Source organism: Micromonospora sp. DSM 43699 (assembly GCF_055517075.1).
On sequence record NZ_JBTMMT010000007.1, the window covers coordinates 121,462 to 136,824 of the forward strand.

General features: G+C 74.1%; 14 protein-coding genes and 1 tRNA gene. 5 read left to right on the forward strand and 10 right to left on the reverse strand.

All coding sequences use genetic code 11. The annotated features are described in order from the left end of the window. Positions 1–94: 94 nt before the first annotated feature. The 7 genes from hutH to AC0AIB_RS06045 form a co-directional block, all read right to left on the reverse strand. Positions 95–1,633 carry a histidine ammonia-lyase gene (gene hutH / locus AC0AIB_RS06015; RefSeq protein ID WP_328339633.1) on the reverse strand — a complete coding sequence of 513 codons (1,539 nt, stop codon included), beginning with the start codon at positions 1,631–1,633 and terminating at the stop codon, positions 95–97. Next, positions 1,621–2,856 carry an amidohydrolase family protein gene (locus AC0AIB_RS06020; protein ID WP_328339631.1) on the reverse strand — a complete coding sequence of 412 codons (1,236 nt, stop codon included), beginning with the start codon at positions 2,854–2,856 and terminating at the stop codon, positions 1,621–1,623. Before AC0AIB_RS06020 ends, hutH begins: the two co-directional genes overlap by 13 nt. A 54-nt stretch (positions 2,857–2,910) precedes the next feature. Then, a complete protein-coding gene (locus tag AC0AIB_RS06025) occupies positions 2,911–4,266 on the reverse strand; it encodes a formimidoylglutamate deiminase (RefSeq protein WP_465096213.1) in 1,356 nt (451 codons plus the stop codon). Further along, positions 4,263–5,504, reverse strand: coding sequence for an allantoate amidohydrolase (locus AC0AIB_RS06030; RefSeq protein ID WP_465096198.1), 1,242 nt, complete (start codon positions 5,502–5,504; stop codon positions 4,263–4,265). Before AC0AIB_RS06030 ends, AC0AIB_RS06025 begins: the two co-directional genes overlap by 4 nt. 55 nt (positions 5,505–5,559) lie before the next feature. Then, positions 5,560–7,215, reverse strand: a complete 1,656-nt coding sequence (gene hutU, locus AC0AIB_RS06035) for a urocanate hydratase (RefSeq protein ID WP_328339627.1) — start codon at positions 7,213–7,215, stop codon at positions 5,560–5,562. Positions 7,216–7,227: 12 nt separating this feature from the next. After that, complete coding sequence (locus AC0AIB_RS06040; protein ID WP_328339625.1) at positions 7,228–8,079, reverse strand: MurR/RpiR family transcriptional regulator; 852 nt, start codon at positions 8,077–8,079, stop codon at positions 7,228–7,230. 71 nt (positions 8,080–8,150) lie between these two features. Then, positions 8,151–9,191 (reverse strand): LCP family protein, encoded by a 1,041-nt coding sequence (locus AC0AIB_RS06045; protein ID WP_465096199.1) that lies wholly within the window; start codon positions 9,189–9,191, stop codon positions 8,151–8,153. A gap of 125 nt (positions 9,192–9,316) precedes the next feature. Between AC0AIB_RS06045 and AC0AIB_RS06050 the strand changes: the two genes are divergently transcribed. From AC0AIB_RS06050 to AC0AIB_RS06060, 3 genes are all read left to right on the forward strand, one after another. Then, the gene (locus AC0AIB_RS06050; protein WP_465096200.1) at positions 9,317–10,150 is read left to right on the forward strand and encodes an O-methyltransferase; all 834 of its coding nucleotides are present in this window, start codon (positions 9,317–9,319) and stop codon (positions 10,148–10,150) included. 169 nt (positions 10,151–10,319) lie between these two features. Then, on the forward strand, positions 10,320–10,646 hold the full coding sequence (locus tag AC0AIB_RS06055; protein ID WP_328339619.1) for a hypothetical protein: 327 nt from the start codon (positions 10,320–10,322) through the stop codon (positions 10,644–10,646). 54 nt (positions 10,647–10,700) lie between these two features. Beyond that, a complete protein-coding gene (locus AC0AIB_RS06060; protein WP_328339617.1) occupies positions 10,701–11,837 on the forward strand; it encodes an expansin EXLX1 family cellulose-binding protein in 1,137 nt (378 codons plus the stop codon). Positions 11,838–11,999: 162 nt separating this feature from the next. Here the strand turns inward: AC0AIB_RS06060 and AC0AIB_RS06065 are convergent, their stop codons facing one another. The 3 genes from AC0AIB_RS06065 to bcp all read right to left on the reverse strand — a co-directional run bounded on the left by AC0AIB_RS06065 (position 12,000) and on the right by bcp (position 14,060). Beyond that, a complete protein-coding gene (locus tag AC0AIB_RS06065) occupies positions 12,000–12,527 on the reverse strand; it encodes an N-acetyltransferase family protein (protein WP_465096201.1) in 528 nt (175 codons plus the stop codon). A 65-nt stretch (positions 12,528–12,592) separates the two neighbouring features. Continuing rightward, positions 12,593–12,678 (reverse strand) — tRNA-Leu (locus tag AC0AIB_RS06070). Positions 12,679–13,583: 905 nt separating this feature from the next. Continuing rightward, the gene (gene bcp / locus AC0AIB_RS06075) at positions 13,584–14,060 is read right to left on the reverse strand and encodes a thioredoxin-dependent thiol peroxidase (protein WP_328339614.1); all 477 of its coding nucleotides are present in this window, start codon (positions 14,058–14,060) and stop codon (positions 13,584–13,586) included. Positions 14,061–14,198: 138 nt separating this feature from the next. On the opposite strand from bcp, the gene AC0AIB_RS06080 reads away from it, so the two are divergent. Both AC0AIB_RS06080 and AC0AIB_RS06085 read left to right on the forward strand, forming a co-directional pair. Continuing rightward, entirely contained in the window at positions 14,199–14,918 is a 720-nt protein-coding gene (locus AC0AIB_RS06080) for an energy-coupling factor ABC transporter permease (protein ID WP_328339612.1), read from the forward strand. Beyond that, entirely contained in the window at positions 14,915–15,361 is a 447-nt protein-coding gene (locus AC0AIB_RS06085; protein WP_465096202.1) for a PDGLE domain-containing protein, read from the forward strand. The genes AC0AIB_RS06080 and AC0AIB_RS06085 overlap by 4 nt, the downstream gene beginning before the upstream one ends. The last annotated feature ends 2 nt before the right edge of the window (positions 15,362–15,363 follow it).

Here is a 15,363-nt window from a genome sequence, read left to right on the forward strand (position 1 = left end):
GGGTGGTGGCCCTCGGGACCTTGATCACGCTCGGTAGCCGGGTGCGACGAGTCGGCCTTGACTACTGACCGCCACATTTCTGCCAGCCTCACTGTCAGCTCAGCGGGCCGACCTGCCGTTCGATGGCGGCGCGCAGGTCGGGGCCGGCCAGCACCGAACGGGCCGATTCCAGCACCGGGGCGAGGAAGACGTCCGGGCCGGGCGCGCCGGCCGCCGGGCCGAGCGCGTCCAGCGCGGCCCGTCCCGCCGGCGACGGCACCAGCGGCGCACGGAGTTGAAGCCCCCGGACCGCTGCCAGCAGCTCCACGGCGAGCAGGCTGGTCAGGTTGTCCAGCACGGTGCGCAGCTTCCTGGCCCCCGCCCAGCCCATCGAGACGTGGTCCTCCTGCATGCCGCTGGTCGGCAGCGAGTCGACCGAGGCGGGGGCGGCCAGCCGGCGGTTCTCCGCGACGATCCCGGCGGCCGTGTACTGGGCGATCATCAACCCGGAGTTCACCCCGGCGTCGGGGGACAGGAACGCCGGCAGGTCCCGGTTGCGGGTCACGTCGAGCAACCGGTCCACCCGGCGCTCGGCGATCGCCCCCACCTCGGCGGCGGCGATGGCCAGGTAGTCGGCGGCGAAGCCGAGCGGGGCACCGTGGAAGTTGCCTGTCGACTCGACCCGACCGTCCGGCAGCACCACCGGGTTGTCCACCACCGAGATCAGCTCCCGGCCGGCCACCGTCACGACGAAGTCCAGGGTGTCCCGGGCCGCGCCGGCCACCTGCGGGGCACACCGCATCGAGTACGCGTCCTGCACGGCGTGTGCCAGGTCATCACGGTGCGAGTCCATCACCCGCGAGTCCTGGAGCAGCCGGTGGATGTTCGCCGCCGAGGCGGCCTGCCCCGGGTGCGGCCGGATGGCGTGCAGCTCGGGCAGGAAGGGCCGCTCCGAGCCGAGCATCGCCTCGATGGCCAGCGCGGCGGTCACGTCGGCCATGGTGAACAGGTGCCGGGCGTCCGCGACGGCCAGCAGCAGCATCCCGAGCATGCCGTCGGTGCCGTTGATCAGCGCCAACCCCTCCTTGGCGGCCAACGCGACAGGGGTCAGCCCGGCGTCGCGCAGCGCGTCGGCGGCGTCGACCCGCTCACCGGCCGGGCCGAGCACCCATCCCTCGCCCAGCAGCACCAGTGCACAGTGCGCCAGCGGCGCCAGGTCACCGGACGCGCCGAGCGAACCGTGCTCCGGCACCCACGGGGTGACGTCGGCGTTGAGCAGGTCGACCAGCCCCTGGGCGAGCAGCGGCCGGACCCCGGAACGGCCCAGTGCCAGCGAGCGGACCCGCAGCAGCATCATCGCCCGGACCACCTCCCGGGGCATCGGCGCGCCGATGCCTGCGGCGTGCGAGCGGATCAGCGCATGCTGCAACTCGGCCCGGCGCTGCGGGGCGACGAAGGTGTTGGCCAGCGCCCCGAAGCCGGTGGAGACGCCGTACACGGGGCGGCCGGCGGCCTCGATGCCGTCCACGATGGACCTGCTGCTGACCATCGCGTCGACGGCGGCCGGGGCGAGCACGACCCGGGCGTCGCCGCGCGCCACGGCGAGCACGTCGGCGGGGGTGATCCCGGTGGGTTGGACGGTCACAGTCGACATTGCGGCACTCCGTTGTGCAGGACCTGGCGGACCAGTGGAACACCCGGCCGGTAGGCCAGGTGCAGGTGGGACGGGGCGTCGAGGATCATCAGGTCGGCGCGCGCCCCGGGACGCAGCACCCCGACGTCGGTCCGGCGCAACGCCCGTGCGCCGCCGGCCGTCGAGGCCCAGACCGCCTCCGCCGGGGTCATCCGCATCTCACGGACGGCCAGCGCGACGCAGAACGGCATCGAGGAGGTGTACGACGACCCGGGGTTGCAGTCGGTGGCCAGCGCCACGGTCACCCCCGCGTCGAGCAACCGCCGGGCATCCGGGTACGGCGACCGGGTGGAGAACTCCGCACCCGGCAGCAGGGTCGCCACGGTGCCCGCCCGCCCGTCCGCGGAGGTCGAGCCGTCCCCGGAGGCCGACCCGTCGGCCCCCGCCGAGCCGGCAAGCGCGTCGACGTCGGCGTCGGACAGGTGGGTGCAGTGGTCGACGCTGGCCGCACCGAGTTCCACCCCGAGCCGCACCCCCGGCCCCGGCCCGAGCTGGTTGGCGTGCAGCCGCAACCCCAGCCCGGCGGCCTGTCCGACGGTGAGGATCGCCCGCGCGTGGTCGGCGTCGAACGCGCCGCGCTCGCAGAACACGTCCACCCAGCGGGCGTACGGCGCGGCGGCGGAGAGCATCGGCCCGCACACCAGCCCCACGTAGTCGTCGGGACGACCCGCGTACTCGGCGGGGACGACGTGCGCGCCGAGGAAGGTGGTCTCGCTGGTCACCTCGGCGGCGATCCGCAGCGAGCGGGCCTCGTCGGCAACGGTCAGGCCGTACCCACTCTTGATCTCCATGGTGGTGGTGCCCTGCCGCATCGCCTCGTCGCGCAGCCGGCGCACGGTGTCCCGCAGGTCGTCGTCGGAGGCCGCCCGGGTCGCGCCGACAGTCGTCCGGATGCCACCCCCGGTGTACGGCTCGCCGGCCATGCGGGCCGCGAACTCGGCCGCCCGGTCCCCGGCGAAGACCAGGTGGGCGTGGCTGTCCACGAACCCGGGCAGCACCGCGCCGCCCTCGGCGTCGATCCGCCGGTCGGCGGCCGGCGCGTAGCGGGCCGGCCCGATCCAGACGACCCGACCCGCCTCCACCAGCAGGGCGACCCCGCGCCGCAGGCCCAACGGCCCGTCACCGCCGGCCGCCGGCACGTTGGTGACCAGCTCGCCGATGTCGTCGACCAACAGGCTGCTCACGCCGCCCCTCCCGCCGCCGGGCGCCGCGTTCCGCGCGTCGCCGGACTGGTAGGGCTAGGCACCGGTCACCGCCGCGATCGCCGCGCGCAGCTCCGCCGGCACGTCCACGGTCAGGTGCCGGCCGTCGCGCACCACCTGCCGCCCGTCCACCACCACCTGGTCGACGTCGGCGGCGGTGGCCGCGAAGAACACCGCCACCGGCGGCACCCCGGCGGTACGCGGGCTGTCCAGCCGGACCGTGACCAGGTCGGCGCGTTCGCCGACGGCGATCCGCCCGGCGTCGGCCCAGCCCAGCGCGGCGTGCCCGGTGACGGTGGCCGCGTCGCGCAGCGCGGCGGCGGCGAAGTGCCCGCGTCGCCGGGTACGCAGCCGCTCGTCGAGCTCCACCGCGCGGGCCTCCTCGAACAGGTCGACCACGGCGTGACTGTCGCTGCCCAGGCTGAGCGGAATACCGGCGTCGGCCATCAGCCGGGCCGGGCCGATCCCGTCGGCCAGGTCCCGTTCCGTGGTGGGGCACAGACACACCCCGGTCCGTTGTTCGGCCAGCAGGGTCAGGTCGGCGCTGGTCGGATGGGTGGCGTGCACGGCGGTGACGTCCGGGCCGAGCACTCCGCGGTCGGCGAGCAGCCCGGTCGGGGTACGCCCGTGCACCGTCCGGCAGGCGTCGTTCTCGGCGGGCTGCTCCGACAGGTGCACGTGCAGCGGGGCACCCTGCCGGTACGCCCAGCCGGCGACGGTGGCGAGCTGGTCCGCCGGCACCGCGCGCACCGAGTGGATCGCCGCCCCGCGCAGCGCGTGCGCCCCGGCCGGGCGGAACCCGTCGACCCGTTCCGCCCAGCGCCGCGCGTCCCCGTCGCCGAAGCGCCGCTGCACCCCGGCCAACGGCTCGCCGGCCACCGAGGCGGTCAGGTAGCAGGCGTCCAGCAGGGTGATCCTGATACCGGCCTGCGCCGCCGCCTCGACCAGCGCCGCGCCCATCGCGTTCGGGTCGTCGTACGGGTGGCCGTCGGGGCCGTGGTGCAGGTAGTGGAACTCGCCGACGCAGGTGACCCCGGCCAGCGCCATCTCGGCGTACGCGGCCCGGGCCAGGGCCAGGTAGGAGTCGGGATCGAGCCGGCCGGCGACGGCGTACATCACGTCCCGCCAGCTCCAGAAGTCGCCCCGACCGCCGTGGGTACGCCCGCGCAGCGCCCGGTGGAAGGCGTGCGAGTGGGCGTTGGCCAGGCCGGGCAGGGTGAGCCCGGGCAGTCGTACCGCCTCGGCCAGCACCTCGACCCCGGCGTCCGGTGCGGTGTCCCGGGCCAGCGGGGTGACGGCGGTGAACCGGCCGTCCTCGGCCTCGATCAGCACGTCCGGGGTCGGTGCGGCACGGTCGGGCAGCCACGCCTGTTCGGCCAGCCAACGGGTCAGTGGCATGCCAGCTCCTCCAGCACCCGGGCCAGCGCGACCACCCCGGCCGCACAGTCGGCGTCGGTGGCCGACTCGGCGGGGGAGTGCGACACCCCGGTCGGGTTGCGGACGAACAGCATCGCGGTGGGCAGGTGCGCGGCGAGCACCCCGGCGTCGTGCCCGGCCCCGGTGGGCAGCACCGGCGCGGCAAGCAGTCCCGCCAACCGGTCGGCCAACTCACGGTCGAAGGCGACAAGCGGGGTGGCCGACTCCTGGGTCACGGTCAGCTCGGTGCCGTCCCGCCGGGCCCGCTCGGCCGCCTTGGCCTGCACCGCCTCGACCAGGCCGTGCAGGGTCTCCGCCTCGGCGGCCCGGGCGTCGAGCCAGCCGGTCACCTTCGACGGGACCGCGTTGGTGGCGTTCGGTTCCACCGCCACCCGGCCGACTGTGGCGTGCGCGTCGCGCAGCCGGGCCTCCTTGTTCGCCGCCAGCACGGTGAACGCGTAGGTGAGCATCGGGTCGCGGCGGTCGGCCATCCGGGTCGTACCGGCGTGATTGCCCTCGCCGCGCAGTTCGAAGCGCCACCGGCCGTGCGGCCAGATGGCGCTCGCCACCGCGACCGGCGCGTCGGCGTCGACAAGCACCCGCCCCTGCTCCACGTGCAGCTCCACGAAGGCGGCGAACCGGCCGAGCAGCGCCGGGTCGGCCCCCGCCGGCCGGTCACCCAGCGCCTCGGCGAAGCTCACCCCGGCCGCGTCGCGCAGCCCGGCCGCGCGGTCGACGTCGATCTCGCCGGTGAGCAGCCGCGATCCCAGACACGGTACGCCGAACCGGGCACCCTCCTCCTCGACGAACGCGGCCACCACCACCGGCCGGACCGGGACGGCTCCGGAGTCCCGCAGCTCGTCCACGGCGAGGAACGCGCTGACGATGCCGAGCGGCCCGTCGTACGCCCCGCCGTGCGGCACCGAGTCGAAGTGGCTGCCGGTGAGCACCGCCCCGCCTCCGGTCGGGCCGTCGCTGTCCCGGGTGCCGGTGGGCGGGGTGCCGCCCGGGTCACCCCACCAGGCGAAGAGGTTGCCGTTGCCGTCCTCGCTGACCGGCATGCCCCGGAGGTCGGCCTGTGCCCGGAACCACTCCCGCAGCCGCAGCTCCGGCGCGGTCAGCGCGTACCGCAGGTAGCCGCCGCTGTCGGCGTCCCGGCCGACCGGCGCGATCTCGTCCCACAACTCCCGGAACCGCCCGGCAAGACTGCTCACGCGGTGCCTCCGTTGTTCGCGACTGCGGTGCTCCGCTTCGCTGCGCTCCTCGCGCTCACGCGGTGCCCTCCGCCATGGGGATGCGGACGTCGGTGCGGGCGGCGACGTCGCGGGCGGAGTCGTAGCCGGCGTCGACGTGCCTGATGACGCCCATCGCCGGATCGTTGCTGAGCACCCGTTCGATCTTCTGCCCGGCCAGCGCGGTGCCGTCGGCGACGCAGACCTGACCGGCGTGGATGGACCGGCCGATGCCCACCCCACCGCCGTGGTGGATGGACACCCAGGACGCCCCGCTGGCGGTGTTGACAAGCGCGTTGAGCAGGGGCCAGTCGGCGATCGCGTCGGAGCCGTCGGCCATCGCCTCGGTCTCCCGGTAGGGGCTGGCGACGCTGCCGCAGTCCAGGTGGTCCCGGCCGATCACCACGGGTGCGGACAGCTCACCGGCGGCGACCATCTCGTTGAACCGCACCCCGGCGACGTCCCGCTCGCCGTAGCCCAGCCAGCAGATCCGGGCCGGCAGACCCTGGAAGGCGACCCGGTCGGCGGCCATCCGCATCCACCGGGCCAGCGACTCGTTCTCCGGGAACAGGTCGAGCACGGCCCGGTCGGTGGCGGCGATGTCGGCCGGGTCGCCGGAGAGCGCCGCCCAGCGGAACGGCCCCCTACCCTCGCAGAACAACGGCCTGATGTACGCCGGCACGAAACCGGGAAAGTCGAACGCCCGCGGGTACCCGCCGAGCTGCGCCTCGCCCCGGATCGAGTTGCCGTAGTCGAACACCTCCGCGCCCGCGTCGAGGAAGCCGACCATCGCCTCGACGTGCCTGGCCATCGACGCCCGCGCCCGGTCGGTGAACTCGGCCGGCTTGGCCTGCGCGTAGTCCCGGGCGTCGGCCAGCTCCACCCCCTCCGGCAGGTACGACAGCGGGTCGTGCGCGCTGGTCTGGTCGGTCACCACGTCGACCGCGACGCCCCGGCGGAGCAGTTCGGGGAAGACGGTGGCGGCGTTGCCGACAACGCCGACGCTCAACGCCCGCCGGTCCCGCTTCGCGGCCAGCACCCGGGCGACCGCGTCGTCCAGGTCGTCGGCCACCTCGTCGAGGTAGCGGTCGTGCACCCGCCGGTCGAGCCGGGTCCGGTCCACGTCGACGATCAGGCAGACCCCGTCGTTCATGGTGACCGCGAGGGGTTGCGCCCCGCCCATCCCGCCGCAGCCGGCGGTGAGCGTCAGCGTCCCGGCGAGGCTGCCGCCGAAGCACTTCGCGGCGACCGCGGCGAACGTCTCGTAGGTGCCCTGGAGGATGCCCTGGGTGCCGATGTAGATCCACGAACCGGCGGTCATCTGCCCGTACATGGTCAGGCCGAGCGACTCCAGGCGGCGGAACTCGGGCCAGGTGGCCCAGTCGCCGACCAGGTTGGAGTTGGCAAGCAGCACCCGGGGGGCCCACTCGTGGGTCCGCACCACCCCGACCGGGCGGCCCGACTGCACCAGCATCGTCTCGTCGTCGCGCAGCTCGGTGAGCGTGCGCACCAGCGCGTGGTACGACGGCCAGTCCCGGGCCGCCTTCCCGGTGCCGCCGTAGACCACCAGGTCGTCGGGGCGTTCGGCCACCTCCGGGTCGAGGTTGTTCATCAGCATCCGCAGGGCGGCCTCCTGCGGCCACCCCTTCGCGGTACGGGTGGTGCCACGGGCGGCGCGGACGGGCTGGTGCATGGCGTACTCCTCTCAGCCGAGGAACAACTGACGACGGGCGGCGGACGACTCGAACGCCTCCAGACGGCGTTGGGTCTGGAGCGGTGCGGCGTCGCAGATCGCCTGGAGCACCACCATCGCCAGCGTCATCGGGGCGGTGTGCAGGTCGAAGACGAGGTCGGTGCCGACGGCGGCGGGGAGCACCAGTGCGGCGTACTCGGTGGCGGGGCTGACCGGGGAGTCGGTGATCGCGACGACGGTGAGGCCGGCTTCGCGGGCCGCCCGCAGCGCGTCGAGGGTCTCCCGGGGGTAGCGGGGCAGCACGAAGGCGAGCAGCGCGTCCGCCCCGGCCGAGGCGGCCTGTTCGAGCCGGTCGGTGAGCAGGCTGCCGCCGTCGTCGAGGACCCGGACGTCGGGAAGCACCTTGGCGGCGAAGTAGGCGAAGTAGGCGGCCAGCGGGGCGGCGGCGCGCAGGCCGAGCACCGGCAGCGGGCGGCTCGCCGCGAGCAGCCGGCCGGCGGTGGCGATCTTGTCCCGGTCGGCCAACTCGCCGGCCAGCCGTTCCAGGTTGGCCATCTCGGCACGTACCGCGGCTTGCAGTTCGTTGCCGTCGTCGGGGCGGCCGTCGGGGCCGGCGGCGGTCAGCTCGCGCAGCCGGCGGCGCAGCGCCGGGTAGCCGTCGTGGCCGAGCGCCACGGCGAACCGGGTCACCGACGGCTGGCTGACCCCGGCCAGCTCGGCCACCTCGGCCGCCGACAGGTAGGCCACGGTGGCGGCGTGCTGCACCAGGCAGTGCGCGATGCGCCGCTGGGTGGGGGTGAGCCGGACCCCGTGGAACAGGCCGAGCAGCCGGTCCGGCGGCGCGGCGACGGCTCCTTCATTCATGCCGAGACTCTATGCATGAAATATTTCAGGGGCAAGCGTCGCCCGTTCCCGCGTCGTGCCGGCTGCGCCTGTCAGCGGGCGGCGCGGACGATCTCGGCGGTGGCGTCCCGGCGGACCGCGTCGTAGAACGCCTCGGACTTCTGCTCGTCGGCGAAGACCACGCTCTCGGTGCCCACCCGGCCGGTGCCCCGGGACGGGCTGGTGACGAAGGTCAGGTTGCCGCCCCGCAGGCCGCGCAGCTCGGTCGCCAGGTCCAGCAGCGACATCTCCCGGTCGACGGAGACCGACGCCGAGGCGGCCCGGACGAAGTCGTCGAGCTTCCCCGGGCTGGTCAGGATGCCCCCGGTGGCCGCCTTGTCGAGGATCGCCCGGATCACCTGCTGCTGGTGCCGGATCCGGGCGAAGTCACCGTCCGGGAACTGCTTGCGCTGCCGGGAGTAGTCAAGCGCCGTCTCGCCGTCCATCGTCTGCCGACCGGCGGCGAAGGTGCGCAACGGCGGGTGGATCGAGGTGAAGCGGTGGTCGACGGTGATGTCCACCCCGCCCAGCGCGTCGATGATCTCCTGGAAGCCGGCGAAGTCGACCACCGCCACGTGGTCGACGTGCACCCTGGTGAACTCCTCGACGGTCTGCACCATCAGCGGAATCCCGCCCCAGGCGTACGCCGCGTTGATCTTCGCGGTCCGACCGCCGTGCCGGCCGTCGGTCGACCGGGGCACCCGGACCCAGGTGTCCCGGGGGATCGAGACGAGCTGGGCGCTCTTCCGGTCCTTCGGCAGGTGGGCCAGGATGATCGTGTCGGTACGCGACCCCTCGGTCCGCTCCGGATCCCGGGAGTCGCTGCCCAGGATCATGATGTTCGTGGCGTCCCGGGCCACCACCGGCGGCCGGTTCTCCGTCGGCACCCCGGTGAAGGCGTCCACCCGCTCGACGTCCTTCTCCACCGAGCGCAGATAGAGCGCGCCCGCCGCGACGCCACCCGCTCCGAGCAGGGCCAGCGCCAGCACGACCACCAGCGCGATCCGCCAGCCCCGCCGTCGCTTCGGCGGTGACCCGGGGCCCTCGGTGGAGGTGACCGGGGCGGAATCCGAAACCTGCTCGCCTGCTGGCATGGCCGCATGTTACTGAGTCGTCACCCCGTCGGGCAGCCCGCGTACGCCCGACGGGATGAGGGCCGAAGGTCTGCCGGACGCTGGACGTTCAGTCGCCTGTCACCTGCGGCTGGTAGAACCTCGCCGTGGACGCGACGAAACTGCGCCGGGCCATCGCCCGTACCCCGCTGGCACCGGTGGCCGCCTTCCCCGGACGGCTCGCCCGGGTCGCCCGCTACGACGCGAAGGTGCTGCGCACCTCGGCCAGGTGGCTGGCCACCTCCCGGGAGCACCACAACTACACCTACGAGTTGACCCAGCTCAGCCGACAGCACCTCACCTGGTTCGTCAGCGTGGTCTGCGACGTCCCGGTGGCCCGGGTCCGGGGGTACCTCGCCGAGATCACCGGTGACGCGGCGCTGCGCCGGCACATCGAACAGGCCACCGCCCGGTCCGCTCGACGCGGCCTGGCCGACCGTCGGGTCCGCTACGCGCGCAGGGTCGGCTGGTACGCGATCGTCCGGGCCACCCGCCCCGCCCACGTCGTCGAGACCGGCACCGACAAGGGGCTCGGTAGCTGCGTGCTCGCCGCCGCCCTGCTGCGCAACGCCGCCGAGGGGCACCCCGGCAGGCTCACCTCGCTGGACGTCAACCCGGAGGCCGGCTACCTGGCCCGCAGCGCGCCCTGGTCCGACGTGATCGACCTGGTGGTCGGCGACTCGGTCACCGCGATCGCCGCCCTGGACCGGCCGGTCGACCTGTTCCTGCACGACAGCGACCACAGCCACGCCCACGAGCGCCGCGAGTTCGACGCGGTCGAGCCGAAGCTGGCCCCCGGCGCGATCCTGCTCACCGACAACGTCACCACCACCGGCGTGCTGGCCGAGCATGCCGAGCGCACCGACCGCCGGTTTCTCGCCTACCGGGAGACCCCGCTCGACCACTGGTACCCCGGCGACGGCATCGGCGTCGCCTGGTGAGGCCCGACCGACTGTGACCCGGGCCTGGCCGGCGGGGCCGGGCGGGGGACGGCACCCTGCGGCAGGGGCGGTGCCGGACGGTCGAGGCGCACTCCGCCGGCCGGGGGTTGCCCCGGGTCGGTCGTGGATCGATGATTGCCGAACCACCACCACCGACGGAGGAGTCGAGATGCAGGTTCTCCACCAGCCCCGCGTGGCCTGGGACATGGCCCGGCTGATCGTTTCGGCCGTCCCCGACGACCGGCTCTTCGACTGGTTGTGCGACGAGGTCGGCGCGCTGCTCGGCCCCGACCACGCGCGGTCCCTGCGGGACACCCAGCAGCGGCTGCGGCCGTGGGCCCGGACCACCCCCGACGCCGCCGCCGTCGAAGCCGGCCGTTGGCGGGTCCGCCTGGAGGACCTGCTGCGCACCCGACCGGAGACCGCCGAGCCACTGCGGTCGCTCACCGTGATCGCTTCGGGGCTCTACCGCGACCAGACCGGTCGACCGGCTTAGCTTTCGCTTAGGCGGCTTGTCCCCGGGACGCCCGCTCCGGCAGCATCGGTCGGCGTGACCGATGGCAGCGTGTCCGAGGAACCCACAGGCGGCCCCGGGCCGGTCCGCAGCGCCCCTGACGGGTCCGCCGGCCGTCCCGGGCCGGGGCGTCGCCGCGCCCGGGGCGTCGGACGTCGCCGCTGGCTGGTCGCCGGAGGCGTCGCCGCGCTCGCCACAGTGCTCGGGCTCAGCCTGGCGCTGCGCTCCGGCGCCGCCCCGGCCTGCGCCGCCCCACCGGGCGGGCTTGCCGCGCCGGCCGGGTTCGCCGCGGCGGCCGGCGTCGCGCCGGTTGCCCTGGCCGCCGGGCAGATTCCGCTGGCGGCTCCACCCACCGGGGGTACGGTCCACAAGGGGAAGGCCACCTTCTACGACTCGAAGGGTGCCGGCGGGAACTGCTCCTATCCGTCCGCCCCGGCGAACCGGCTCTACGTGGCGCTCGGTCCCACCGAGTACAGCGCCGGCGCGGCCTGTGGCGGCTACCTCGACGTCACCGGCCCCCGGGGCACCGTCCGGGTCCTGATCATGGACCAGTGCCCGGAGTGCGCCGCCGGGCACATCGACCTCTCCCGCGAGGCGTTCGCCCGGATCGCCGACCCGGTGCAGGGCATCGTCACCGTCAGCTACCGTGCGGCGGTCGACCCGCCGCTGGCCGGCCCGCTCACCTTCCGGATCAAGGAGGGCGCCTCGCAGTACTGGTTCGCCGTGCTGGTCGCCGAGCACGGCAACCCGCTGCGCACCGTCGAGGTACGACAGGGCTCCGGCGCCTGGCGTACCACCGCCCGGCAGGACTACAACTACTGGCTGGTCGACTCCGGGGCCGGTCCCGGGCCGTACGCCGTCCGGGTCACCGACGTGTACGGCCACCGGGTCACCGCCACCGGCATCACCATGTCCCCCGGCCGGGTGCAACGCAGCACCGTGAAGATGTACGGCGGCGGCAGCGCCCCGGCTGCGCGGGCGACCCCGTCCACCCCGTCCACCCGGTCGTCCTCGCCACGCCCCAGCGTCACCGCGAGCCGGACCACCGCCAGCCCGTCGGCGGTTGCGTCCGCCGCCGCACCCGCCCCGCAGGACGGGACCGGCGTGCCCGCTCTCGCCGCATCGTCGGCGCCGGGCGCCGGCCGGCCGGTCGGCTGCGCCTCGCGGGGCTGACGGCCCGCCGGCCGCCCACCTCGCGCTGCCCGGCCCTCGCGCTGTCTCGCCTCGCGGGTCGGCTCGGCCCGCGCCACCACCTCGGGGAGGTTGCGGTGGCGGAATCAGCCGACGCCACCGCGTCGCCGACCCTGGGTTGATCGGGCGGCAGAGCGGGGGTGGTCAGGCTGGGGTGTCCAGGTCGAGCCACATGAGGATCTCGTCACGATCGTCGCCGGGCGCCACCCGCAGCGCGCCAGGCAGCCAGCCCACCTCGCGGTAGCCGAGCCGGTCGTAGAACCCCTCCAGGCCCAGCCCGCCGCGCACCGTCACGTGCAGCGCCCGCCAGCCCAGCCCGGGTGCGCGCCGGGCGGCCTCCCGCATCAGGGCCCGCCCGTAGCCGCGCCCCTGGGTGTCCGGGTGGACCATCACCCGCTTGAGGACGCCCCAGTGCGCCTTCAACCGGAACCGGTTGTCGGTGAGGAACAGCACCGCGACCGGCCGGTCGCCCTCGTACCCGACCAGCAGCCGGTCCGGGCCGTCGGTGACGGCGGCGAAGGCGGCCTCGGCGACGGGGCGTACGTCGGTGACGGTGACCGGGGCGACGAAACCGACCGCACCACCGGCGTTGGTGGCGTCGACCCAGAGGTCGACGACCTGTTCACGCAGCTCGGAGGTGAGGTCGGGGTCGAGGACGAAGCGCAGGCTCACCCTGCCGATCCTGCCGCCCCGACCCGACCTGAGCCCCCGATCGTGACCCTCCTGACAGGGTCGGGTGGTGCGGGAGGGGGGACTTGAACCCCCACGTCCTTTCGGACAATAGGACCTAAACCTACCGCGTCTGCCATTCCGCCACTCCCGCTCGGGTCAGAGTTTAGAGCGTCGGGCGGAAACGGTGGAGAGCCCGGCCCGGCGCAGAATGTTCGAGACCGTCCCGTGACTGACGACGCAGCTGCCGTCCGTCGCCTGTCGGACGAACTCGGCGAGTTTCCGAGGGCCAAGCTCTGGACGGGCCAGCGCATACCGGATGACGGTCTGGTGGTGCGGGGAACCGCCCGGCTCACGGCGCGGGGCGGTGACGCTGCCGGTGGTGGCGAGCCGTGCCGGAGCCGGGAGATGTGGTTACGGTGGCAACCGATTCGTCGGGCCGCCTCGCTCGGCCCGACGGCACCCACCTCCACCTGCCGGATCATCTCTGCGATCTGCTCTGCGTCGACCGGTTCGTGACGCGGTGGCGGTACGGGCGGGTGGGATGCGACAAGCGCCGGAGCTGACCGGTTGCGCCCGGCGTAGGTGGGGGTCTGACTGTGGCAGTTGGGGCAGAGCAGGCGCAGGTTCGGTGGCCGATTGTCGAGGAAGTCACCGTTGAGGTGGTCGACATGCAGGGTCAACGGGCCGCCCCGCCAGACCGGCCCGGTGCCGCACTCCTCGCACTCGTCCGGTACGCCGATGTCGCGTAGCGCGCCCTTGAGCCGGGCCCCCGGGACGCGTCGGGAACCGTCCGGGAGCGGACGCAGCACCTGGGCCGACGGGGTGCGTCGTCCGGGCGGTCCGCTGCTCGCCGGGCGGCGGGTGAAGTGGGAGGTGTCGATGCCGAAGCGGCGCAACTGCCGGCTGATATGGGCGTGTGAGCCACCGTTGAGGCGTACGCCGAGCAGCCGCAGCACGCCGGTGACGGAGTGGGCGGCGGCGGCTGCCTCGGCGAGCACCTGGGGTGGATATCGGTACCGGACCACACGCCGAGCGTAGTGGCCGGGTGTGACGCGCTCAGTCGAGGCCGAGGTCGCGGCGCAGCTTGGCGACGTGGCCGGTGGCCTTCACGTTGTAGAACGCGTGCTCGACCTTTCCGTCCGGGTCGATCACGAAGGTGGACCGGATCACCCCGGTCACCGTACGGCCGTAGAGCTGCTTCTCGCCGAAGGCGCCGTACGCGGTGAGCACCGCCTTGTCGACGTCGGCGACCAGCGGGAAGGTGATCGCGTCGCGCTCGCGGAACTTCGCCAGCTTGGCGGGCTTGTCGGGGGAGATGCCGACCACCTGGTAGCCGGCGGCCCGGAGCGAGGCGAGCGAGTCGCGGAAGTCGCAGGCCTGCTTGGTGCAGCCGGGGGTCATCGCCGCCGGGTAGGCGTACAGGATGACCCGGCGACCGCGCAGCGCGGCCAGGGAGAGCGTCTCGCCGGTGTCGGTGGGGAGGGTGAAGTCGGGGGCGGGGTCACCGGGGGCGAGGCGGTCGGGCGCGGTCATGGCGACGACCCTACCGCCGGGGTGCGACGCCCCAGCCCAGCCCCGCCGGCGGTGAGCAAGGCCATGCCTTGTTGCCGCATCTTGGCAACAACAGTCTTCGGGAAATAGGCTGAGCCCGCCGGCCGACTGGGAGGTCACGTGGAAACTCTGGCGATGCACATCTCGAACGGGATCATCAACGGTCCCGTCGCGGGCGTCTTCGCGGCCGTCGCGCTGGCCGCCCTGACCTTCTGCGTGCTGCGCGGCCGGCGCGACCTGGACGACCGGTTGGCGCCGATGGCCGGCCTGGTCGCCGCGTTCATCTTCGCCGTGCAGATGCTCAACTTCCCGATCTTCACGGCCGGGGTCTCCGGTCACCTGCTCGGCGGCGCGCTCGCCGCGCTGCTGGTCGGCCCGTGGGTCGGCGCGCTCTGCGTGTCGGTGGTGCTGATCGTGCAGGCCCTGGTCTTCGGCGACGGTGGCGTCGCCATGCTCGGCCTGAACATCACCAACATGGCGCTGCTCGGCACCGCGGCGGCGTACCTGCTGATCGCCGGCCTGCTGCGGGTGCTGCCCCGCACCCCCACCGGCCTGGCGGTGACCGCGTTCGTCTCGGCGCTGGTCAGCGTGGTGGTCGCGTCCCAGGGGTTCGTCGTCCAGTACTGGCTCGGCGGCACCACCGACCTGGGCGGCAACCTGACCGGCCTGGCCGGCACGATGGCCGGCGTGCACCTGCTGATCGGCATCGGTGAGGGGCTGATCACCGCGACCACCGTCGCCACCGTCGCCAAGGTCCGGCCCGACCTGGTGTACGCGTTGCGCGCGCTGAAGCCGGCGACCGCGCCGGTGCCCGTTCCGGCTGTCGGAGGTGTCCGGTGAGGAAGCGTTCCTGGGGTTTCGTGGCGGTCGGTCTGCTTGTCGCCCTGGTGCTGGCCGGAGTGGTCAGCAACTACGCCTCGTCGCACCCGGACGGCCTGGACTCGTCACTGCTCAAGGGCTGCACGGTGAACGCCGACGACGAGATCACCGGCGGTTCCTGCCCGGCCCAGCAGTCCAAGGACCACGAGTTGGTCGACAGCCCGCTCGCCGACTACGGCATCCGGGGCGTGGACAACGGCTTCCTCTCCACCGGCCTGTCCGGGGTGGTCGGGGTGCTGCTCACCTTCGCCGTCGGCGGCGGCGTCTTCTGGTTGCTGCGCCGCCGCGGCCCGGCCGACACCGGCGACGGGCGGTCCGTCGACGCCGACGGCCGCCGGTCCGTCGACACCGATGGCCAGCACTCCGCCGACGACCGGCAGCCCGCAGCCGGCACCGCCGGCTGACC